At 58.1% G+C, this 21,453-nt stretch carries 19 protein-coding genes; 13 read left to right on the top strand and 6 right to left on the bottom strand.

Annotated elements, in window-relative coordinates; translation table 11 throughout:
- Positions 1 to 129: 129 nt before the first annotated feature.
- Entirely contained in the window at positions 130 to 1,152 is a 1,023-nt protein-coding gene (locus NY023_RS12690; protein ID WP_015270146.1) for a zinc-dependent alcohol dehydrogenase family protein, read from the bottom strand.
- A gap of 206 nt (positions 1,153 to 1,358) precedes the next feature.
- Between NY023_RS12690 and NY023_RS12685 the strand changes: the two genes are divergently transcribed.
- The 3 genes from NY023_RS12685 to NY023_RS12675 all read left to right on the top strand — a co-directional run bounded on the left by NY023_RS12685 (position 1,359) and on the right by NY023_RS12675 (position 5,309).
- The gene (locus NY023_RS12685; protein ID WP_013972367.1) at positions 1,359 to 2,273 is read left to right on the top strand and encodes a LysR family transcriptional regulator; all 915 of its coding nucleotides are present in this window, start codon (positions 1,359 to 1,361) and stop codon (positions 2,271 to 2,273) included.
- Positions 2,274 to 2,426: 153 nt separating this feature from the next.
- Positions 2,427 to 3,695, top strand: coding sequence for a tyrosine-type recombinase/integrase (locus tag NY023_RS12680; protein WP_013972366.1), 1,269 nt, complete (start codon positions 2,427 to 2,429; stop codon positions 3,693 to 3,695).
- A 366-nt stretch (positions 3,696 to 4,061) separates the two neighbouring features.
- Positions 4,062 to 5,309 (top strand): tyrosine-type recombinase/integrase, encoded by a 1,248-nt coding sequence (locus NY023_RS12675; protein ID WP_044047250.1) that lies wholly within the window; start codon positions 4,062 to 4,064, stop codon positions 5,307 to 5,309.
- Between the two features lie 352 nt (positions 5,310 to 5,661).
- Here NY023_RS12675 and NY023_RS12670 read toward each other — a convergent pair whose 3' ends face one another.
- Both NY023_RS12670 and NY023_RS12665 read right to left on the bottom strand, forming a co-directional pair.
- Entirely contained in the window at positions 5,662 to 5,853 is a 192-nt protein-coding gene (locus tag NY023_RS12670) for a helix-turn-helix domain-containing protein (RefSeq protein WP_148265637.1), read from the bottom strand.
- A 203-nt stretch (positions 5,854 to 6,056) separates the two neighbouring features.
- Positions 6,057 to 6,743, bottom strand: coding sequence for a DMT family transporter (locus NY023_RS12665; RefSeq protein WP_238531267.1), 687 nt, complete (start codon positions 6,741 to 6,743; stop codon positions 6,057 to 6,059).
- Positions 6,744 to 6,811: 68 nt separating this feature from the next.
- Here NY023_RS12665 and NY023_RS12660 point away from each other — a divergent pair, with 68 nt between their 5' ends.
- The gene (locus NY023_RS12660; RefSeq protein WP_024086516.1) at positions 6,812 to 7,792 is read left to right on the top strand and encodes an IS5-like element ISPa26 family transposase; all 981 of its coding nucleotides are present in this window, start codon (positions 6,812 to 6,814) and stop codon (positions 7,790 to 7,792) included.
- Positions 7,793 to 8,490: 698 nt separating this feature from the next.
- Here the strand turns inward: NY023_RS12660 and ctlX are convergent.
- Positions 8,491 to 9,429, bottom strand: a complete 939-nt coding sequence (ctlX, locus tag NY023_RS12655; RefSeq protein ID WP_013972363.1) for a citrulline utilization hydrolase CtlX — start codon at positions 9,427 to 9,429, stop codon at positions 8,491 to 8,493.
- Positions 9,430 to 9,461: 32 nt separating this feature from the next.
- Positions 9,462 to 10,514: an ornithine cyclodeaminase gene (locus tag NY023_RS12650; RefSeq protein WP_013972362.1), complete on the bottom strand. Its 1,053-nt coding sequence runs from the start codon at positions 10,512 to 10,514 to the stop codon at positions 9,462 to 9,464.
- 183 nt (positions 10,515 to 10,697) lie between these two features.
- Here NY023_RS12650 and NY023_RS12645 point away from each other — a divergent pair, with 183 nt between their 5' ends.
- The 3 genes from NY023_RS12645 to NY023_RS12635 all read left to right on the top strand — a co-directional run bounded on the left by NY023_RS12645 (position 10,698) and on the right by NY023_RS12635 (position 13,124).
- Positions 10,698 to 11,120: an Lrp/AsnC family transcriptional regulator gene (locus tag NY023_RS12645; protein WP_038409465.1), complete on the top strand. Its 423-nt coding sequence runs from the start codon at positions 10,698 to 10,700 to the stop codon at positions 11,118 to 11,120.
- 344 nt (positions 11,121 to 11,464) lie between these two features.
- On the top strand, positions 11,465 to 12,880 hold the full coding sequence (locus tag NY023_RS12640) for an amino acid permease (protein ID WP_013972360.1): 1,416 nt from the start codon (positions 11,465 to 11,467) through the stop codon (positions 12,878 to 12,880).
- A 10-nt stretch (positions 12,881 to 12,890) separates the two neighbouring features.
- The gene (locus tag NY023_RS12635) at positions 12,891 to 13,124 is read left to right on the top strand and encodes a ribbon-helix-helix protein, CopG family (protein ID WP_038409464.1); all 234 of its coding nucleotides are present in this window, start codon (positions 12,891 to 12,893) and stop codon (positions 13,122 to 13,124) included.
- A gap of 49 nt (positions 13,125 to 13,173) precedes the next feature.
- Here the strand turns inward: NY023_RS12635 and NY023_RS12630 are convergent, their stop codons facing one another.
- Positions 13,174 to 14,151, bottom strand: a complete 978-nt coding sequence (locus tag NY023_RS12630; protein WP_013972359.1) for a LysR family transcriptional regulator — start codon at positions 14,149 to 14,151, stop codon at positions 13,174 to 13,176.
- Positions 14,152 to 14,307: 156 nt separating this feature from the next.
- Here NY023_RS12630 and NY023_RS12625 point away from each other — a divergent pair, with 156 nt between their 5' ends.
- The 6 genes from NY023_RS12625 (at position 14,308) to NY023_RS12600 (ending at position 21,399) form a co-directional block, all read left to right on the top strand.
- Positions 14,308 to 15,603, top strand: coding sequence for an MFS transporter (locus tag NY023_RS12625; protein WP_013972358.1), 1,296 nt, complete (start codon positions 14,308 to 14,310; stop codon positions 15,601 to 15,603).
- Positions 15,604 to 15,616: 13 nt separating this feature from the next.
- Positions 15,617 to 16,372, top strand: a complete 756-nt coding sequence (locus NY023_RS12620; RefSeq protein ID WP_013972357.1) for a class II aldolase/adducin family protein — start codon at positions 15,617 to 15,619, stop codon at positions 16,370 to 16,372.
- Positions 16,369 to 17,298: a 2-hydroxyacid dehydrogenase gene (locus NY023_RS12615; protein ID WP_038409461.1), complete on the top strand. Its 930-nt coding sequence runs from the start codon at positions 16,369 to 16,371 to the stop codon at positions 17,296 to 17,298. Before NY023_RS12620 ends, NY023_RS12615 begins: the two co-directional genes overlap by 4 nt.
- A gap of 28 nt (positions 17,299 to 17,326) precedes the next feature.
- Complete coding sequence (locus NY023_RS12610; RefSeq protein WP_038409460.1) at positions 17,327 to 18,553, top strand: Zn-dependent hydrolase; 1,227 nt, start codon at positions 17,327 to 17,329, stop codon at positions 18,551 to 18,553.
- 139 nt (positions 18,554 to 18,692) lie between these two features.
- Positions 18,693 to 20,018, top strand: coding sequence for an MFS transporter (locus NY023_RS12605; RefSeq protein WP_044047001.1), 1,326 nt, complete (start codon positions 18,693 to 18,695; stop codon positions 20,016 to 20,018).
- 73 nt (positions 20,019 to 20,091) lie between these two features.
- Positions 20,092 to 21,399, top strand: coding sequence for an OprD family porin (locus tag NY023_RS12600; protein WP_038409458.1), 1,308 nt, complete (start codon positions 20,092 to 20,094; stop codon positions 21,397 to 21,399).
- Positions 21,400 to 21,453: the final 54 nt, after the last annotated feature.

Below are 21,453 nucleotides of genomic sequence, written 5' to 3'. Positions count from 1 at the left end.
GTGATAGCTTAAATATAATCCCCATCTCTTTTTATTGTAGGAAATTTCCTTTTTTGAACATCAATCATGATGTACCAGACACAAAAAACCCGGGACTCTGCCCGGGCTTCCTGATGACGCAGACCGCTGTCAGTGTTGCGCCATGTCCAGCACTACGCGCCCGCCGCATGGGCATTGGTCCATGTAGCGATGCGCCTCGACCACCTGCTCGAACGGGTAAACCTTGATGATCTGCGGTGTCAGCAACTGGTCGGCAGTGAACTGGTTGATATCGCGCAAGGCGCGCTGCAGCGCCACCTGGTCCTGGCTGATACCCAGCTCCGGCTTGCCGGTGAAGTTGCCGATGCAGTGCACATAGAACTGGATGTTCTTCTGGAACGCCGCACAAGCCGGGAACGGCGTCTGGTTGCCGCCTTGCAGGCCATACAGCACCAGGCTGCCGCGCGGTGCCAGCACATCGCCGAGCAGCGACATCTGCGGCCCACCCATGCCATCCAGGACCATGTCCACACCACGGCCATCGGTGTACTTGCCAACCTGCAGCAGCAGGTCCTGCTCTTCGGTGACAATAACCTTGTCGGCGCCCAGGCCCAGCAGGTACTCCCGCTGTTCCGGCTCCTTGGTGGCGGCGAACACCTTCAGCCCCAGGGCCTTGCCCAGTTGCACGAAGGCAGGGCCCGCGCAATGGCTGGCATCGGTGACCAGCGCCGTCTGCCCGGCTTTCGCCCGGGCCAGATCGACGTAGGCGAAATAGGCGATCAGCAGCGGCGTGTAGTGCACGCTGGCCTCGATCGGGGTAAGCACATCCGGATAACGGGTAATGGCCGAACGCGGCAGCACGATGACATCGCCATACACCGGGTGGTCGTTGGCACTGGTGGCCGGGAAGCTGGCAACCCGGTCACCCACCGCAATATCCTCGACCCCTTCACCGACCGCGGTCACCACCCCGGCCATCTCGTGGCCGATCCCCGCCGGCAGACGTGCCTGGGACGGTGCCAGGTTCTGGCGCCAGAGCACGTCATACCAGCTGACGCCAACCGCCTCGACGCGGATTTGCACCTCGTCGGCAGCAGGTGACGGTTCGGCCTGCTCCTCGCAACGGAGCACATCGGCAGCGCCGAACTTGTGGAAACGGATCATGCGGGACATCGCATACCTCGCCTTTGTGAACCTCTAATTACCACGGACTTTATCCGGGCTTTGCCGGTTAGACCATCAGTGGTCATTAATAGTCGACATGCCTGTCATCGATTGGGCACCTGACTTTCCCTGCGATTGGTCCCCCTAAACCCGTGCAGGGTACCAGCCTTTGGCCTTAAGATTCACCTCTGCCCCACTTCAGGCGAAGCTCACCGATGAATCGAAACGACCTGCGTCGCGTAGACCTCAACCTGCTGATCGTGTTCGAAACGCTGATGCACGAACGCAGCGTGACCCGTGCCGCGGAAAAACTGTTCCTCGGCCAGCCCGCCATCAGCGCGGCGCTGTCACGCCTGCGCAACCTGTTCGACGACCCGCTGTTCGTGCGTACCGGCCGCAGCATGGAGCCCTCGGCCCGGGCCCACGAGATCTTCGCCCTGCTGTCCCCGGCGCTGGACTCGATTTCCACCGCCGTCAGCCGCGCCGCCGAATTCGACCCGGCCACCAGCAATGCGGTATTCCGCATCGGCCTGTCGGACGACGCCGAATTCGCCCTGCTGCCGCAGCTGCTCAAGCGCATACGCGCCGAAGCGCCGGGTATCGTGCTGGTGGTGCGCCGGGTCAATTACCTGCTGATGCCGACGCTGCTGGCCTCGGGCGAGATCTCTGTGGGGGTCAGCTACACCAGCGAGCTGCCAGCCAACGCCAAGCGCAAGGTGCTGCGCCGCAGCATGCCGAAACTGCTGCGCGCCGACAGCGTTCCCGGCGCCATCACCCTGGACGACTTCTGCGCGCGGCCGCATGCGCTGGTGTCGTTTGCCGGGGACCTGTCGGGGTTCATCGACGAGGCGCTGGAAGAGATTGGCCGCAAGCGCCATGTGGTGCTGGCGGTGCCGCAGTTCAACGGGCTGGGGAGCTTGCTGGCGGGCACCGATATTGTCGCTACGGTGCCGGACTACACGGCGGATGCGTTGACCGCGGCGGGTGGGTTGCGGGCCGAGGATCTGCCGCTGGATGTGCGCAGTTTCGAACTGCACATGGCCTGGCGCGGGGCGCAGGACAATGACCCGGCGGAGCGGTGGTTGCGGTCGCGGATTCAGATGTTCTTCGGGGACCCCGATAGCCTCTGACCGAGTTCCATTGAGAACCAATAATGCTTCAAAAACATAGACTTAGAGCAAATCATCGTCCGTTTCCGTCCATCGGAATCCACTCAATTCCAGCTTGACTGGGGGTATCTTTGGGGGACACCAAGCCCAAACTGAAAAAGATACCCCCACACCATGTCCCCCGAAAAACCGCCACCCTTCCGCCAGAAACTCAGCGATGCATTCATTCGGTCGTTGACCACATCAGGCAAGTACGCCGATGGCGACGTGCCGGGTCTCTATCTACAAGTGCGTGCCTCGCTCAAGCCTGGCAAATCTCCCTCCCGGCACTGGCGACTGAAGTACCGTCTTCGCGGCAAGGAAAACGTGTTCGTGATCGGCAGGTATCCGGATGTGGGCTTGAAAGAAGCCCGCGAGCTCGCCCGGGCAGCGCGCAATAGCGTGGCCAATCACATCGACCCACTCAAAGCCAAAAAAGCCAAGATTGAGGCGCAATGGCTAAATGAGTCACGTACGTTCGCCTACGTCGCTGAAGAGTGGATGAAGTTCAAATCCGCCGACCTGGTCAGCAAGTCCGTTTCTGGATTTCGCGGCGCGCTGCAGAACCACATCTTGCCCGCCATCGGCGAGCGGCCCGTCAGCGAAATCAAGCTCGAACACATCACCGCCATCATTACCGAGTTGCGATACAAGCGAATCATGGCGATGGCGAGGCGTGTGCGGACGATCATTCGCTCCATCCTCGGCTTTGCCGAAGGACGTGGCTGGGTCGAGCGAAACGTGGCCCTGAGCAACACTGAAGAACTCAAGATCCGCCACGTGGTGACCAGCAACCCCGCCATTGAGCGGCCTGCTGATCTGGGCAAGTTTCTGCTGCGCCTCGATGACCTGAACCTCGGCAGCGTGGCCTATGCGATGCGCCTACTGGTGCTATTACCGGTTCGGCCAGGTGAGCTTGTGAAGATGCGCTGGGAGGATGTCGATCTGATCGGCGCCGATTGGCGATATGTGGTCAGCAAGACCAAGCATCTGGACAAGAGCAAGCATATCGTGCCACTGCCAGAACAAGCCCTAGTCCTGCTGCGCGAACTGCACAAAGATCGGGTGGTTGATGATGCTGGTAACGGCTGGGTGTTCGGATCGCCTGTCTATCCAGGCCGGTCAATTGATGCGACGTCCATCCTCAAGTCGCTGCAAAAAGTCTGGCCTGAGTACGCAATCACCGCTCACGGCTTTCGGGCTACCTACCGCACGATCGCTCATGAGCATTTGGGCATCGATCCAATTGTACTGGAACTGTCGCTATCGCACCGGATGCCAGGTGCGCTGGGAGCAGTTTACGCACGGGCTCAGCTCTTGAGTCAGCGCCGGGAAGCCGCGCAACTGTGGGCGAATTACTTAGATCAGCTTCGGAACAATACAAAGCTAGCGCTTGCAGATTAATCGCCGCCCCTAAATTGAAGCCCAACTGTAACAGCCCCAGTCGTCTTTCTCCCATAACACGCGAAACGAATTTGGCGGAGTATCCGGGATTCGAACTCAACGGAACAGCTCCAAAAGTCGAAATTTTTATTCATAAAAATCAACATCTTATGAAAATTAGTTCGAATGCAGCGTAGTCATTCGAAGTGTGTTTCCACCCCCGACCACCGGCATCCAAAACCCGACGCCCGGGCGCTCTAGAACGGCATATTTGGGGTAGCTTAAATGTTGCCGCAGTCTTCTAGCTTCCGCCCAGTTCCGCCTGTTTCCAGGCTACGAGTGGGGGACCAAATGGGGGACCGGATTCAAAGATCGGAGGTCAACACCATGCCCAAGCTCACCGCGAAATTGATAGAAAACCTCAAGGATTATGGCAAGTACGATGATGGCGATGGCCTGCGCCTTGTCATTCGAAAGTCTGGAAAAGCGTGGGTGCTGCGCTACCAGCTTGCAGGCAAGCGCAAGGAAATCGGCTTGGGCCCTTACCCTCACTATGGATTGAAGGAGGCGCGCTCCCGCGCCGACACTCACAGAGCATTGATTCGTGAGGGTATCGACCCTCTGACACACAAGGCTGATGCACTCCAGCAGGCTGAGGCTGCGCGGGTTGCTCGGGAGATGAATCTTGAAAACACCTTCCGCGCTTGTGCAGTGGACTACATCGAAGCCCATAGAGCTGGCTGGAAAAACGCAAAACACGCGCAACAGTGGGTCAACACACTCACTACCTATGCATTCCCCTTTATCGGAGAAAAGCCAGTCGACGAAGTTGAAACAGACGATATCTTGAAGATTCTGAATCCAATATGGACCGCTAAGCCTGAGACAGCGGCCAGGGTCAGAAACCGGCTAGAGCTTGTTCTCGATGCAGCCAAAGCACGCCGGCTGCGCACGGGTGAAAACTCCGCTCGCTGGCGAGGTCACTTGGACAAGCTTCTACCTAGAAGAAGGCTGGCAGACCGTGGTAATCATCCCGCTCTACCCTGGGAGCAATTGCCAGCCTTCATGGCAGAACTAGAGCATTCCAGGGACCTTAGTTCAACTGCGGTGAAGTTAACCGTACTGTGCGCTTTACGCACAAGCGAAGTGATAGGTGGGTATTGGGAAGAAGTTGACCTGGACGAAGAAATTTGGACTATTCCGTCTTCCCGAATGAAAGCCGGGCGCCAGCATCGAGTACCGTTATCTAAAGCCGCCCTTCATACGCTCAGATGCCTGAAGGCTGAAAGCAAAAGCGGGTTGCTTTTCCCAGGTCGGAGCATTGGTCGACCGCTCTCGAACATGGCAATGCTACAAAAAATACGCGGTATGGATGAGAAATCCTTAGCCAACGACGGACCAGGCTGGCGCAACGAAGCTGGCGAAGTCATCACCATGCATGGTTTTCGATCAAGTTTCAGAGACTGGGCCGCCGAGACAACTAACTTCGCCAACATCGTTCCTGAAATGGCCTTGGCGCACAAAATCAGTAATGCGACTGAAGCAGCGTATCGACGAGGCGATCTGCTAGAAAAACGAAAACAGCTTATGGAGGAATGGGCTCGCTATGCACTGTCAGGTTGCAAAGAAACCTGACAAAGGCAAGGTGCTGCCCGAATTGAATTAGGGGATGGAAACGAGACTCGCATCGGGCTTGCGAGCTGTTGAAATCTAAGAGCTTTCAGCCATCCCAAAATTGGGAATGGCCTTAATTCTGGACTCATTCTTTAAGGGTTGCAACAGGAGCGCATATGGTGCAGGGGAAGCTCAGGACTGAATACCCGTCTCACGGCTCAAAGGGCGCTTACCCCAGTGACTGGAATCATCGGATACCCTGCAATAACTGATTTATCACTTGCTGAACCAACTCATCCGACATAGTGCAAGGACGGCTAGAACGCGGCTCATCGTTCAAACGTAGCAGTCCCTATATTGAGAAGCATTGTCATCAGCGTAACACCACATCCTTGCTGGCACCCAAGCGCTGAGCAATGTCTTTGTCTGACCTGCCAGCCGCATACGCAAGGATTATCTCAGCACGCAGGCGAGTATCTTGGGCGCCCCTGCGGAGCTTTACCCGGCGTAACAGGTCCGCTTTTTCGGATTTAGAAAGAACAATAACAATTGCTGGTCGACCCATGTCGATACACAAATCTTGATGAATTATTATCTACAGAGCCCAGCTAAAAATTTTCAGCAGTATTTCTGAAACACCACATTAGGGTTTGGAAAGCTTCACCGCATTGGCGAGCATGTATACGAAGGATATGCCGAAGTTCCCAACGACAATAGATGACCATGGCCTTGAAACCCTAACAGAGTCAAGCTGCCGTAAGTTCAGCCTCAACTTGGCAAACGGCGCTTTCGACCAGGTACCAACCCCAGAACCAGAACACAGCCCAGCAGAATTACTAGGCCGCCTACCATTTGAAGCAGGTTCAGTGCTTCGTTGAGGAACAGTGCACCAACCAAGACCGCAACCAGTGTTACAACGAACTCGACGCTGATTGCCCGGGTGGCGCCGATGCGCTCTACCAATCCGAAATACAGCACATAAGTGGTGGCACTCATCAAGCAGCCACTGACCAATAGATACAGCCAGTCAATAGTCTGAGGCACCTGCGTAATGGGCACCAACAGTAATAGTGGCAGCGTCAAAACCCCTCCGCAGAGGAAAGCTCCGCCCGTCACCGTCCACGGGTCATCACCCCGCAAGTGCAGGCTTGCATAGTTACTACCGTATGCCGCGCTGACACAACCGAGAAGTAAAGCAATGCAGCCGTGAATGAAATCAGCGGTGACTGCTTGGGCCGGAAAACCGACCAGCATGACGATTCCTACTAAACCCAAAAGCAACCCTACTAGGCCTTGGGAAGAAATCTTCTCCAACCCCCATATGCGGCCGATGATCATCGAGAATAGCGGAATGGTTGCCACAAAGATTGCCGCCATGGCTGTACCAACACGTGGAGTACCATAGGACAGGCCGATCAGTTGCCCTGCCACAGTGGTTGCTCCGACTACCAGCAAGGGAAATCCTGAAAAAGACTTCCTGATTTGGCAAAATCCCCGGACACCAATCGCCGAGCTTTTCGATGATGAAACAAATGACCTTCGCCGATGCCGAGTACGCCGGTAAGCGCAAGCAGACCCGCAAGGAGCTGTTCCTGATAGAGATGGATCGGGTCGTACCCTGGGAGGGTTTGATTGCTCTGATCAAACCTCATTACCCAAAGGGCGAAGGGGGCCGTCCAGCCTATCCGCTGATGGCGATGCTGCGGATTCATCTAATGCAGAACTGGTTCGGTTACAGCGATCCGGCGATGGAAGAGGCGCTGTACGAGACGACGATCCTGCGCCAGTTTTCCGGTCTGAGCCTGGAGCGAATCCCGGATGAAACCACCATCCTCAACTTCCGTCGCCTGCTGGAAAAGCATGAGTTGGCCACCGGTATTCTCGGCGTGATCAATGGCTATTTGGGCGACCGTGGCTTGTCACTGCGACAAGGCACCATCGTCGATGCCACTCTGATTCATGCGCCCAGTTCGACCAAGAACAAGGACGGCAAACGCGACCCGGAAATGCATCAGACCAAGAAGGGCAACCAGTATTACTTCGGTGCCAAAGCTCACATTGGTGTCGACGATGAGTCCGGGCTTGTGCACAGCGTGGTGGTCACTGCGGCCAACGTCGCGGACGTAACCCAAGTCGACAAACTGCTGCACGGTGGTGAGAACGTGGTCTGCGCTGATGCGGGCTATACCGGTGTAGAGAAGCGTGAAGAGCATGAGGGGCGCCAAGTCATCTGGCAGATTGCAGCCCGGCGCAGCACTTACAAAAAGCACGGTAACCGCAGCGCGTTATACAAAGCGATACGTAAGATCGAAAGAGCCAAGGCCCAGGTTCGCTCCAAGGTTGAGCATCCATTTCGGGTGATCAAGCGCCAGTTTGGTTATACGAAAGTGCGCTTCCGAGGCTTGGTGAAAAACACTGCTCAGATGGTGACGCTGTTCGCCCTGTCGAACATTTGGATGGCGCGTCGACATTTGCTCTCCAATGCAGGAGAGGTGCGTCCGTGAAGAGTGAAGTGACTGCTGCGAGGTGCTTGCAGCGGCAAAAAAGGCTGAAATAGACGGCAGGTTTGACCGGGATTTGAGCGGCTACCGTTTTTTGAAAGTGTCGATGGCGAAGTAGCCGGAAAACAGGGGCTACTTCAGACCATCCCAAGGGTTTGAGCAGCGCTCGCAGGCGCAATGCTCGTCCAAATAGGAACCCGATGATCGCCAAAGTGCTGCCGGCAATCAGCGCACGTAAACTGACCGCACCAACCCATCCGAACGCATGCACGACCTTCAATATAACCAGAAAGGAAAGTCCCCAGGCGATGGCTAGGAACATGTAGGTGGCGATATCGCGCTGTTGCATTAAAAAGAGCCTATACGGTGGAAAAAACGCGTAGTTTACCACGATTCGCTTTTTGGGGTTGCCAGTCGGTTGGGATGTAGGCAGAGATCCCTGCAGAATAACCTTCTACGCATCGAGCCTTTTCTCGCACCGTACTGACCATCGGATTAGGGCAGGCAGTACTATTTCGGTATAAAGGCCCATATCGGCACCAGTGTCGGTGCCGATGCTCAGTCAGATTGAATGAACCGCACAATGGCTGCTTGGACTCCGGAGTTCCGCCCCAATTTCGGAGAGTTTTGGCGACAGCCCACTTCAGGGCTACGAAAACCTAGTGCGGCGCTCAAAAAAACACCTCGGCGTTTTTTGTGGATTAGTCACGAGGAGAAAGATGAATTCCAGCGATCATGCATCGTACCGAGCCGCCAGCCATCTCGATGGTAGGCACTTGTAAGGGAACCAACCTGGCCGAGTGTTCGATTCGCTGCTTCTGTGCATGCGTGAGGCTGTTGAACGCCCTGCGTGACAGAGCCAGGATTCGGCCGTCACGCCCTGAAAGCTCGATAGCGTTACCAGCAAACTCGCCGATCTGCTGGTGAGTCAGGTCGATGACATCTCGCCCTGATTCCATCAGTCGCATGCGCACTTCTTCAGCACGTGCTTTGTTTGTGAACGTCTCGAAGCCCACCAGCGCGAACTCGGTCGCCACGCACATCAGCACGTTGGTGTGGTAGATCGGCGCCCCCTTCACGTCCGCGGTATCGAACACCATCGGCTCGAAATTGAAGTGGGTGCTGAACCGTTCCAAGGCAATCGGGTCAGCTCGGTTCGAGCGAGCAGTGTAAGCGACCCTGGACATGTGGTCGAACACCATGGCCCCAGTGCCCTCAAGGAACAGTTCATCCTGCTCAAGCCCCGAGTAGTCGATCACATCCTGAACCCGGTACTCCTGCTTGAGCATCTCAATGACGTCCACTCGTCTTTCCCTTCGACGATTCGGGGAGTACATGGAGTAAATCGCCACATGGCCGCCTGGGTGGGTCGAGAACCAGTTGTTCGGGAACACGGAGTCAGGGGTGTCGTTCTCGCCAAAGTCATCAAACAGGTGAACCCGCACACCCTCAGCTTCAAGTCGGCGAGCGGCCTGCGTGACTTCGTCCCGAGCGATCTCGGAGAGTGTTTGAGCGGCGATATCTGAGTTGATGCTCTGGAACGAGTTATCTGCTGCCGTTTCCGGGTTGGGGGTGAAGGCATGTGGCCTGACCATCACCACCGCTGCAGGTGCTTGAATCGAACGCGTAGGAAATGCCATCTCGAAATTCCGATGTGTGTCTGATCTTGGAGTTATGCAACGCGTCGGATGCGTTTCTTGGCAGCGCGACCGCGGGTGTGGCTGAACAGATCCTTGGGGTCATCCTCAACCCAAGGCACGAGATCGATCTTCGCTCCCGCACCACGCTGCTCAGCCTGCTGCAGCACGTAGCGCAGTACCGAATAGTCCTCGAGCGCAAAGCCCACGGAGTCGAACACCGTCACCTGTTCAGCGCTCTGGCGCCCTTCCTGTTCGCCCGTTAGCACTCGCCACAGGTCGACGACAGGCGAGTCCGCTTCAAGTTGCTGGATATCGCCTTCGATACGGGTCTGGGGCTCGTACTCCACAAAAACCCTGGCCTTGCGCAAAACGTCGGCATGGAGCTCGGTCTTACCGGGGCAGTCACCACCTACGGCGTTCAGGTGCATGCCCGGTTCAAGCATCTCCGGCGTGATGATTGTTGCATAGGCCTTATCTGCAGTCACAGTGGTGACGATGTCCGCACCCCGCACTGCTTCAGCAACGCTCTGGGCACGCGTGATTTTGAGCTCTGGGTATTCCTGAAGGTTGCGAATCAGCTTCGCGGTGGCGAGAGGGTCGGTGTCGAAGGCGACGATCTCCTGGATGCCGAGATGCTTATGGAACGCCAAGGCCTGGAATTCGCTCTGGGCACCATTCCCGATCAACGCCATCTTGCGAGCGTTCGGGCGAGCGAGAGCCTTGGCCGCCATCAGCGAGGTCGCAGCGGTACGCAGAGCCGTTGCAATCGTCAGCTCGGACAGCAACACCGGATACCCCGTATCGACATCGGCCAGCACCCCGAATGCCATCACCGTGTGGAGATCCTTGAACGTGTTGGATGGGTGCCCATTCACATACTTGAAGGCATATTGGCTGGTATCAGCCACAGGCATCAACTCGATCACCCCAACATCAGAGTGGCTGGCGACACGGGCAGATTTATCAAAGTCCGGCCAACGCTTGAAATCGTCGCGGATAACCTCGGAAAGCTCTCCCAGAAACTGGACTACGCCAATGTCATGAACCAGGTCTGACATCGTTGGAACGTCGATGAAATGCGTCATTGTTATGCACCTTGTGAGTGCGCCCGCTTTCAATCAGTGCATAGCGAGCGTCGAGTGTAAATTCTTGCCACCTCCAAAAGTCTGATGAAATAGTGGTACAAATTGAAGCATACAGGTTGCCATATTTATCGGTTTTTTAGACACTTTGCTCACCCAATCTAGCAGTATGGATAGCGTAGTATCATGGATAGCATTGATCGAGAGCTCATCGCCCTCCTGAGGGACAACGCTCGAACCCCCGTCATGACCTTGGCCAAGAAACTCAAGGTCGCTCGCGCGACTGTTCAAAACCGCCTCACCAGACTGGAAGAGAGCGGTATTATCATGGGCTATACGATTCGCCTGCAGTCAGATGCGATTGAGCGCGGGGTCAGGGCAATCACAAGTATCGGTATCAGTGGCCACCATGCTTCCGAGGTCAAGCACGCGCTGCGCGGGCATCCCAACGTGGTCGCCATCCACACCACCAATGGCCGCTGGGATCTCATGGCAGAGCTTCGCGCCGAGACGCTCGAGGCCTTTGACAAAGCGCTGAACACCATCCGATCCATCCCACACATCGAGAACACCGAGACCAGCATCCTGCTGTCGACCTTCAAGATGTAGGGGAAAGACCTGGCTTTTGCACCATGACTGTGCACCCAATCAAAATGCTCCATAGGGTGCGCAAAGTGCTAAAAGATGCCCTGATAGCTGACATTTTGTAACGTTCCTGTTGACAACTACGGCTGGCAAAATGGCAACTTCCATACCGCCAAGGTGGATGCCAACAAGAAAGACAACCATATAGCGCTTCCAAATTTATTATCTGACAACTTGGTCAGATTATTCTTTCTGGATTTACTTTTCCTCGTCTGCGTATCAACCGACCCATCCGCCTCGTGCCTATAAACAACCTTCCATTAGGAGGGATGGGACAGGTTTCACAGAAAAAGAATAAGAGGTCATTTATGAATCAATCGTGCAACTCGCAAGACGCGACTCATGGCGACGGTCGAACACTTAAGCGACGGCTGGAAAACAGACACATCCAGCTGATTGCCATCAGCGGCGCCATCGGCACAGGCCTGTTCATGGGATCCGGGAAGATGATTGCCCTCTCCGGATCGTCAATCATCCTGGTCTACGCGATCATTGGATTCTTCGTTTTCTGCATCATGCGAGCGATGGGCGAGATGCTCCTCGCCAATCTTGAAATGGGCTCCTTCGCTGAGCTCGTCCACCACCACCTGGGCCCACGCGCCGGCTTCATCCTCGCCTGGTCATACTGGCTCAGCTGGGTGGTCACCGCAGTCGGTGATGTGGTGGTGGTCGCCGGATTTCTTCAATACTGGTATCCAGATCTTCCCACCTGGATTCCGGCATTCGGCGCGATGTTCATGCTCTTGGCGCTCAACATGCTCGCCGTCAAAGCATTTGGCGAGGTGGAGTTCTGGTTCGGCCTGATCAAGATCATCGCCATCGTTGCCCTCGTGCTCACCGGTCTCTACATGGTTGCCACCTCCTACACCTCTCCAGGCGGTGTGACTGCGTCGTTCAGCCACCTGATTGAGCCGGGCGTGATGATGCCGCACGGCGTGCTGGGCTTCCTGGCCGGTTTCCAGATCGCCATCTTCTCGTTTGTAGGCACCGAGCTCATCGGTACTGCTGCAGCTGAGGCCCACAACCCCGAGAAAACGCTCCCCAAGGCCATAAACACCATCCCGCTGCGGATCCTGCTGTTCTACGTCGCTGCGCTCGCCTGCATCATCAGCGTGATCTCTTGGGCCCACGTACCTGCGAACCGAAGCCCTTTCGTCGAGCTGTTTCTGCTGGGTGGCTTGCCAGCTGCAGCCGGGATGATCAACTTCGTGGTGATGACATCTGCGGCCTCCTCGGCCAACAGCGGCGTATACTCAGGTTCTCGCATGCTCTACGGCCTGTCGCACAACAAGCAGGCTCCCCAGTCCTTCGGACGTTTGTCAGGTTCTGGCACTCCCATCCGGGCACTGATGTTCTCCGGCCTGTGCATGACTATCGCGCTGACGTTGCTGTTCGTGATCCCTGACGTCATGGCGGTCTTCACCCTGGTCTCTACCATCTCGGCGGTCATGGTGATCGTGACCTGGTCATTAATCTTGCTGTCGTACCTCGCCTACCGCCGCAGCAGCCCTGAAGCCCATCAGCGATCAACCTTCAAGCTCCCCGGCGGTAAGCTCACTGCGGTGACGTCACTGGTGTTCCTGATGTTCGTCCTGTGTCTGCTGGCACTTGAAGCAGATACCCGCACCGCCCTGTATGTGATGCCTGTCTGGTACATCGGCTTGCTGCTGGCCTATCAGCGCAGCGCGAAGGCATCCGGCCCTGTAGCCGTATCGGCGTTGTGAGGGGGCGCCCGTGAGTTCGACTACAGGCATCAAACTTGACGCGCCGACCAAGGAGCGCATCAGGGAAGCAGCAGGCTCGCTTGACCGGACGCCTCACTGGTTCATGAAAAAGGCCGTGATGTACTGGCTGGAGCGAGTTGAAGCAGGAGCCAGCGTTGCTGACATGCTGAACGAGGTCGAGCTCAAGGACGATCATCGGCTGAACAGCGTACTGACCCGGCAGCGATTGCTGAACGCCGACTAGCAAAAGGTAACGACCGCAGCCAGTGCTGCGGTCGTCTCACTTGGACCCCTCAAACGAGCGAGGCCTGAGCGAGACAGTGCTGAAAGCTCTCCAAGAACACCGTCTCCGCCATGGTCATCCTTTGCTCCCTGTTCCAGAGCAGGTGCAAGTCCACATCGACAATCCCTTCGTAGGGCGGCAGCCGCCAGAGCAAGCCTTTCTCCAGATCCTCATGGAGAAGGTGCTCAGGCATGCAACCCACTCCGTAGCCGGCACACACCAGCCTCTGGACTTCCTCAACGCTCGGCGAGGAAGCAACGATGCGCCCGGTGAAACCATGCTGATCGCGGAACATCGCAAGCGGCGAAAGGTTGCCGCCCAATTGGTCGCTTACGAAGCTCACAAAGTTCTCCCCACGCAGAGACTCGAGGCTGACATCGGTGCGCCCGAACAGCCGATGTCGCACACCACAGAAGAACGCATAGCGCTGATTGAGCAACAGGCGCTGCTCCAGCTTGGGCTGGGGTATACGACACAGGCCAACACCTGCCGTGGCGGTCTTCTGCAGCAGAGAACTGATGATGTCGGCACTGCGCATGACATCAATCTCCAGCTCGACTCGTGGGTGGGCCTCGTGGAAATCCCCCAGAAAATCGTCATATACCCGCGACTGCACGCGACTGACGCTCAGGATCCGCACCTTCCCGACGACCTCATCGCTCTCTTTTTCAACAGCCGCACTGATGCGCGACACGTCGCCATAGATATCGATGGCGATACGCAGCACCTCCTCCCCGGCAGCCGTCAGGTCGAAGCGCGGGCCACCTCGAAGAATGAGGGCACAGCCAAGCTGCTCTTCAAGACGCCTGAGCGCCTGGCTAACCGCTGACTGGGTCACGTGCAACCTTGCTGCAGCCCTGCTGATGCTGCCCTCTTGGCCAATCGCAAGGTAGGTACGCAGCAGGTTCCAGTCCAGGCGGTCGTTCAGAAATCGACGCCCTTCCCATTTGTTGACCAAAGCATCAGATCTTGAAGTTGGCGGATTCATTTACGGGCCCATTAGTAGCGCTGCTAATACGACGGATAAGAATTAGCAAATTGACTAATCATAGCCCCAAGGCGATAAATCTCGAAAGCGCCGAACAGAGCGCGACCGGTTTAGCCAACCCTGCCCACCTGCCTATAACTCTAAGAAGGGCCTTGCATGCATACGTCAAACCAGCCGCGTCGTGCTGCGGCTGCCGCATTTGTCGGCACCACCATCGAGTTCTACGACTTCTACATCTACGCCACGGCGGCTGCACTCGCACTGGGTCAGGTGTTTTTCCCGAGCAGCAACCCCTTGCTCAGCACCTTGGCGGCATTCGGCACGTTCGCCGTAGGCTTCGTTGCCCGACCAATGGCAGGCATGGGCTTCGGCCATCTGGGCGACCGTCTGGGTCGCAAAAAAATGCTGCTGGTCACCATGGTGCTGATGGGCCTGGCCACCACAGGCATTGGCCTGCTGCCCAGCTACGCCACTGCTGGTATCTGGGCCCCCATCGGACTGATTGCCCTGCGGATTGTCCAGGGGATCTCCGTCGGTGGTGAGTGGGGAGGTGCCGTCCTGATGGCCAGTGAGCATGCGCCGGCCAAACGCAAAGTGTTCTACGCCTCGTTCGCTCAGCTCGGCAGCCCGGCTGGCCTGCTGCTCGCGCTGATCGCATTCCGCCTAGTGTCTTCCTTAGAGCCCGAAGAGTTCCTGAGCTGGGGTTGGCGTCTGCCGTTCCTGGCCAGCGGCATCCTGATGCTGGTAGGTCTGGCTATCCGCTTCGGGGTCGAGGAAAGCCCTGAGTTCCAGGCAGCCAAGGCCAAGCAAGAGGTCGTCAAATACCCGGTGCTGGAAGTGGTACGTGACTGCTGGAGACAGATCCTGTTCGCCGCCCTGGCGGTGACCATCGGCTCCGCCGGCTTCTTCTTCACGAACACCTTCATGATCACCTACGTCACCACCTACCAGGGTATCCCTCGAGCAACCATCCTCGACTGCCTGTTCCTGGTGACCATCCTGCAGTTCCTGACCCAGCCACTGGCCGCGCTGCTGGCTGAACGCATTGGCGAAGGCCGCTTCCTCAAGCTGGTAGCCCTGCTGTGCATGGCTGTGCCCTACCCCATGTTCATGCTGGTCGGCACCCATAACCTGGTGTTGATGACAGCCGGCATCGCGATGGCAGTGGTCACGCTCTCGGCACTGTATGCGGTGATCGCCGGCTACATGACCCAGGCCTTCCCTGCTCACTTGCGCTACTCCGGGATCTCTCTGGCCTACCAGTTGATTTGCGCCATCGCGGGGGGCAGCACGCCGATCATCGGCACGTTGCTGGCCGACCGCTTCGCCGGCCAGTGGCTGCCACTCGCCGTGTTCTTCACCGCGCTCTCCACGCTTTCCTTGATCGGCGTCTGTGGCCTCTCTCGCCTGCGTGGCGAGCAGCAGCAACCCACCCCCGCCATCGCTCGTTAAATCAGGAGTTTTCATGAGCAAGCCGCACAACATTAGCGATGTCGAATGGCAGGCACGCTGCGAACTGGCCGCGCTGTACCGGATGGTTGCACACTTCCGCATGACCGATTTGATCGACACCCACATCACCCTGCGTATTCCTGGGCCTGAGCATCACTTCCTGATCAACCAATACGGCGTGATCTTCGACCGGATGCGCGCCAGTGATCTGGTACGCATCGACCAACATGGCAATGTGGTCGACCAGGCCAATGGCGAGCGCCGGGTGAACGCAGCTGGCTTCGTAATCCACTCGGCGATCCACATGGCACGACCGGACATGCACTGCGTGATCCACACCCACACCGCAGCCGGCATCGCCGTCTCGGCTCAGGAGCACGGGTTGCTGCCGATCAGCCAGCACGCGCTGAAGTTCTACGGCAAGCTGGCCTACCACCAGTACGAAGGCATCGCCCTGTCTCTGGATGAACGCGAGCGCCTCATCGCCGACCTCGGCACGCACAAAGCAATGATCCTGCGAAACCACGGCCTGCTGGCCGGCGGAGCCAGTGTTGCCGAGGCCTTCCACGAGATTCACTTCCTGGAGCGCGCCTGCCAGGCGCAAGTACAGGCATTGGCCAGCGGCAGCAAGCTCATCTACCCCAGCGAAGAAGTCTGCCGCCACACCGCCGCGCAGTTCCAACGCGACGAGTCAGCGCAAATCATCAGCCTGAGCTGGAACGCCGCCCTGACCTTGATCGAACACCAACGCGAGTCGTACTGCTCATGAAACCGCTGGTACTACTTTCAACCGACCAGGCACTTCTGGGCCAACTGCAGTCTGCCTTCGCTCGCAGTGCTCCCCAGTTACGCGTAGTGCTGGCCAACGATCCCGCAGCTCAGGAGGCACAGGTAGCCGCTTGCTGGTTCCCTCCCGTAGGCAGCCTCAGCGCATTACCCAACCTGAAGCTGATCCACTCAGTGGCTGCTGGTGTTGATCACCTGGCCAACGACCCGAGCCAGCCAGCATTGCCAGTGTGCAGAGTCGTAGACCCAGCTCACCGCCAAGGCATGGCGGAGTATGTTCGCTGGGCGGTCATCCACTACCACCGGGACTTCGACCGAGCACTTGCCCAACAGCAGCAACAGGTATGGCAACGTCATCCTCAACGCCTCGCTGGTGAATACCGCATCGGCGTCATGGGGCTCGGCTCCCTTGGAGGGGCTATTGCCGGCGAGTTGGCCGAGGCCGGATATGCTGTCCGAGGTTGGTCGAGGAGTGCCAGGCAGCTGAGCGGCGTGCGCACATTCTCGGGCCCAGCGGAGTTCGATCAGTTCCTGGATGGCCTCGACCTGTTGATCAACCTGCTGCCATTGACCGATGCCACTCGCGGCATCCTCTGCCAGAAGACCTTTGAAGCCTTGGCGCCAAACGCGGCAGTGATCAACTGCGGACGCGGGCAGCACCTGCAGGTGGATGATCTGGTCAACGCCGTCAACAGTGGCCGACTGCGCGGTGCGCTTCTCGATGTGTTCGAGAAAGAGCCGCTGCCATTGGACAGCCGCCTCTGGAACACGCCGGGAATCGTCGTCACACCCCACATGGCCTCATGCGCTTCCCACGACTGTATTGCCCAGCAAGTAGCCGAGAACGCTCGACGTCTGGCCTGTGCTGAACCACTCCTGAACCAAGTAGACCCCGCGCTCGGATACTGATCCCACCGCCTGTTTGAGGATTCACATCATGCATACATGCAATGGCACACGGCTGTGGGACAGCCTCATGGACATGGCCAAGGTCGGCCCAACCGCCAAAGGCGGCAACTGCCGCTTGGCACTGTCGAAAGAAGACCGAGACGGACGCGAGCTGTTCGCAAGCTGGTGTCGCGAGGCCGGAATGAGCATCCATGTTGATGCCATCGGCAACCTATTCGCACGCCTGCCAGGTCGGAATGACGCCCTGCCCCCGGTGGTCATGGGCAGCCATTTGGACACCCAGCCGAAGGGCGGTCGCTTCGATGGCATCTACGGCGTACTTGCCGGCCTGGAAGTGGTACGTAGCCTTCAGGACAAAGGCCTGCAGCTCGAGCGCCCATTGGAAATCGCGGTCTGGACGAACGAAGAAGGCGCTCGTTTCACTCCTGCCATGCTCGGATCGGCGGTGTTCACGGGCGAGCTGCCCCTCGAGCAAGCGCTGTCCAGCCGCGATGCTGAAGGCGTCAGCGTTGCCGAAGCGTTGGAGCAAACCGGCTACGCAGGTGAGCTACCTCTGGGCCGTGAGTTCGACGCGTACTTCGAAGCACACATCGAGCAAGGCCCAATCCTGGAAGACGCCGGCCTGCCCGTAGGGTTGGTCACGGGTGGGCAAGCGATCTGCTGGCTGGACATCGAGATCAGTGGCCAGGCCGCTCACGCAGGCACCACGCCAATGCCTCTACGCCGCGACTCCTTGTTCGGCGTAGGGGAAATGATCACCGCACTGGAACAACTGTCACGCGACTTCGCGCCCAAAGGCCTTGTTACCGTTGGCCAATTGCAGATCGCTCGCTCTTCCCGCAACACCATCCCTGGCCACGTGGCGTTTACCCTCGATCTTCGCCACCACGAAGATGCCGCCATCGCAGACATGGAAGCCAGCGCCCGTGCACTCATCGACCAAATCGCCACCAAGCGTGGCTTGGAAGTCCAGATCAATCGTCACTGGCTGAGCCCGGCCACGCCTTTCGACCCGGCCTGCATCGATGCAGTACGCAAAGCCATCGAAGGCCTGGGCTACCCGTACCAGCCAATCGTCAGCGGCGCCGGCCATGATGCGATTCATCTCGCCCGCCACTGCCCGACCACCATGGTGTTCATCCCCTGCGTCGGCGGCCTGAGCCATAACGAAGCCGAAGACGCCTTGCCCCACGACGTGACCATGGGCTGCGACGTACTGCTCAACGCCGTGCTGACCCGCGCCGACAGACGCTGACTTAACCCGATCCACCCAGGCGCCCAGCCAATTCAAGAAAGCTGGGCCCACGGGAACGCTTTGCCCAAAAACAAGAAATAGCCGCTCCGCCTTCAGCTGCCAACAACAACCAGAACCCATCTTTCGGGAGAAAATGGCAATGACCAGCCCTGCGTACACCGAGGTTGCCAGCGCGCAACCACAACGCACCGCCGACATGAAAAAAGTCGCGGTCGCCAGTGTGATCGGCACCACCGTTGAGTGGTATGACCTGTTCCTCTTCGCCACGGCCTCGGCCCTGGTATTCAACAAGATCTTCTTCCCAGGCTTTGATCCCCTGGTAGGCACCCTCCTCGCTTTCGGCACCTTTGCTTCAGCCTATGGCGCCCGGATGATCGGCGCCGCGATTTTCGGTCACTTCGGTGACCGCCTGGGCCGAAAGTCGATGCTGCTCATCTCGTTGCTGACCATGGGTGCGGCCACCTTCGCCATCGGCCTGTTGCCGAGCTATGAGTCGGTCGGCATCTGGGCACCGATCATGCTGCTTACACTGCGCATCATCCAGGGCCTGGCTCTGGGCGGAGAATGGGGCGGCGCCGTGCTGATGGCGGTGGAACATGCGCCAAAGCATCAACGCGGACTCTATGGCTCGTGGGTTCAGATCGGCGTACCGGCGGGGACGATGCTGGCCAACCTCGTGTTCCTGATGTTCGCCACCACGCTGACCAACGAGCAGTTGCTGGACTGGGGCTGGCGTGTGCCGTTCCTGCTCAGCGTTCTGCTGATCGGATTGGGCTTGTACATCCGCCTCAACATCCATGAGACACCGTCGTTCAAAGCGGTGGAAAATAAAGGCACGCAGGTCAAAGTGCCGCTGTTCGAAGTGTTCCGCAAATACTGGAAGCAGGTAGTCCTGGGTGGTGTGGCAACTATGTCCACTGGCACCTCCTACAACCTCATCGTGGCCTTTGGCCTGACCTATGGCACCCAGACCTTGGGCTTCACACGTGGAGAAATGCTCACGGTAGTGCTGGTTTCCTGCGCTGCCTGTATCGCTATGCTGCCGTTCTTCGGCGCCCTCTCCGACAAGGTTGGCCGCAAGCCGATCATTATCGGCGGGATCATCGCCGAGGCACTCGTAGCCTTCCCGATGTTCTGGCTGATGGATTCCAAAGTTCTCGGCCTGGCGTTTGCCGGTTACATGCTGATGATGACGGCATTCGCGGCCAACTACGGCCCCATTGCCACATTCCTCGCGGAGTTATTCGGCACTCGAGTTCGCTACTCGGGCCTGTCGATCAGCTACATGCTTTCCGGCCTGCTCGGAAGCGCCGCAACGCCTCTGGTTACCACCGCATTGCTGTCGTGGACTGGCAAAGGCTCATCGATTGCCTGGTACATGATCGGCTCAGCCGTTGTTTCTCTGATCGCGCTGCTGCTACTCACTGAGACCTTCAAACGGGATATCGACCAAGCACGGCAGTAATTCCGTGCTGTACCCCCGAGTTTCTCTCGCCAACCAGGCGAGTGTTTCCTACTTCCGTTTGAAGAGTTTCCAGATGAAAAAATACCTGATGAGTGCAGGCGTTTTCGCCTTGTCCCCTTTCGCTCAAGCCGATCTGGTGGGCGACAGCCATGCGAACCTTGGCCTGCGCAATTTTTACTTCAACAACGACTTTCGCGACCAAGCCGGTAGCCTCGGCCAAAGCAAAACCGAAGAGTGGGCCCAGGCCTTCGTGCTCGACTTCAAATCCGGCTACACCGAAGGGCCAATCGGAGTCGGCCTGGATGCCCTAGGCTTGATGGGCGTGACGCTTGATAGCGGCGATGGTCGCCACCGGGGCAGCAGCATGATCCCCGACGAAGGCAGTGGCGCGTCCCAACAGTGGAGCCGCCTGGGCCTGACACCTAAGCTGAAAGTCGCCAACACCGAACTGCGATACGGCACGCTGATGCCCAAGCTGCCGGTGCTGACCTACAACGATGGTCGCCTGCTGCCCCAAACGTTCGAGGGGGCCCAGATCACCTCAACCGACCTGGATGGCCTGACCCTTACCGGCGGGCGCCTCAATCGTGCTACGGGCCGTGCCTCCAGTGACCGTACTGGATTGGCCGTAGCCGGCGGCACCCGTGAGAGCGACCAGTTCCTCTTCGCGGGTGGCGACTACCGGATCGGCAAACAACTCACGGCGCAATACTACGTTGCCAACCTCGAGGACTATTACACCCAGCACTTCGTTGGTCTCACCCACACGCTTCCACTCTCCGAAGGGCAATCGCTGCGAACTGATCTGCGCTACTTCCGCACCTTCGCCGATGGAGCCAACGACTCTGCTGCTGGTCGCGCAAGTGGATACCGCGTGGGCGGTTACACCGAGGACGGTGACGGCAAGATCGATAACCACACCTGGAGCGCAGCGCTGACCTATTCCGTCCAGGGCCACGCGCTCATGGCCGGCTATCAGGAGGTGTCGGATGGAAGCAACTTCGTCCAACCGAACCAGGGCTCCCTCAGCGGCAAGGGCGCAGGTGGTGCCAGTGTCTACCTCTACACCGACCGGATGCTCGCGAGCTTCAACCGAGCGGGCGAGCGTACCGCGTTTGCCCAGTACAGCTATGACTTCGCCGCTGCCGGCGTACCTGGCCTGAAATTCTCCCTGATGTACCTGAAGGGTGAAGACATCCGCACCACCAGCGGCAATGACGCGTCCGAGTGGGAACGGGATGTGGGCCTGGACTATGTCGTGCAGGACGGTGCGCTCAAAGGCCTCGGCCTGTCTTGGCGCCATGGATTGCTGCACTCCGAAATCGACCCCAACCAAGAGCAGAACCGACTCATCGCCAGCTACACCCTGGCGCTCTTCTGATCTCTGACCACGTGCTGCCGGCGAGCCGGTGGCACATCTTCGCTTCAAGGAGCT

Source organism: Pseudomonas sp. NBB, assembly GCF_032701105.1.
Taxonomy (GTDB): Bacteria; Pseudomonadota; Gammaproteobacteria; order Pseudomonadales; family Pseudomonadaceae; genus Aquipseudomonas; species Aquipseudomonas asiatica.
Note: the sequence above shows the minus strand (reverse complement) of the source record. Positions and strands in the feature narration are given on the sequence as shown.

Bases quoted from the DNA above. Each gene is read 5' to 3' on its own strand.
- NY023_RS12670 (WP_148265637.1), bottom strand. From the start codon at position 5,853: ATGGGTCGACCAGCAATTGTTATTGTTCTTTCTAAATCCGAAAAAGCG.
- NY023_RS12660 (WP_024086516.1), top strand. From the start codon at position 6,812: ATGAAACAAATGACCTTCGCCGATGCCGAGTACGCCGGTAAGCGCAAG.
- NY023_RS12645 (WP_038409465.1), top strand. From the start codon at position 10,698: ATGGATAGCATTGATCGAGAGCTCATCGCCCTCCTGAGGGACAACGCT.
- NY023_RS12675 (WP_044047250.1), top strand. From the start codon at position 4,062: ATGCCCAAGCTCACCGCGAAATTGATAGAAAACCTCAAGGATTATGGC.
- NY023_RS12610 (WP_038409460.1), top strand. From the start codon at position 17,327: ATGCATACATGCAATGGCACACGGCTGTGGGACAGCCTCATGGACATG.
- NY023_RS12625 (WP_013972358.1), top strand. From the start codon at position 14,308: ATGCATACGTCAAACCAGCCGCGTCGTGCTGCGGCTGCCGCATTTGTC.
- NY023_RS12685 (WP_013972367.1), top strand. From the start codon at position 1,359: ATGAATCGAAACGACCTGCGTCGCGTAGACCTCAACCTGCTGATCGTG.
- NY023_RS12680 (WP_013972366.1), top strand. From the start codon at position 2,427: ATGTCCCCCGAAAAACCGCCACCCTTCCGCCAGAAACTCAGCGATGCA.
- NY023_RS12630 (WP_013972359.1), bottom strand. From the start codon at position 14,151: ATGAATCCGCCAACTTCAAGATCTGATGCTTTGGTCAACAAATGGGAA.
- NY023_RS12650 (WP_013972362.1), bottom strand. From the start codon at position 10,514: ATGACGCATTTCATCGACGTTCCAACGATGTCAGACCTGGTTCATGAC.
- NY023_RS12600 (WP_038409458.1), top strand. From the start codon at position 20,092: ATGAAAAAATACCTGATGAGTGCAGGCGTTTTCGCCTTGTCCCCTTTC.
- NY023_RS12615 (WP_038409461.1), top strand. From the start codon at position 16,369: ATGAAACCGCTGGTACTACTTTCAACCGACCAGGCACTTCTGGGCCAA.
- NY023_RS12640 (WP_013972360.1), top strand. From the start codon at position 11,465: ATGAATCAATCGTGCAACTCGCAAGACGCGACTCATGGCGACGGTCGA.
- NY023_RS12690 (WP_015270146.1), bottom strand. From the start codon at position 1,152: ATGTCCCGCATGATCCGTTTCCACAAGTTCGGCGCTGCCGATGTGCTC.
- ctlX (WP_013972363.1), bottom strand. From the start codon at position 9,429: ATGGCATTTCCTACGCGTTCGATTCAAGCACCTGCAGCGGTGGTGATG.
- NY023_RS12605 (WP_044047001.1), top strand. From the start codon at position 18,693: ATGACCAGCCCTGCGTACACCGAGGTTGCCAGCGCGCAACCACAACGC.
- NY023_RS12620 (WP_013972357.1), top strand. From the start codon at position 15,617: ATGAGCAAGCCGCACAACATTAGCGATGTCGAATGGCAGGCACGCTGC.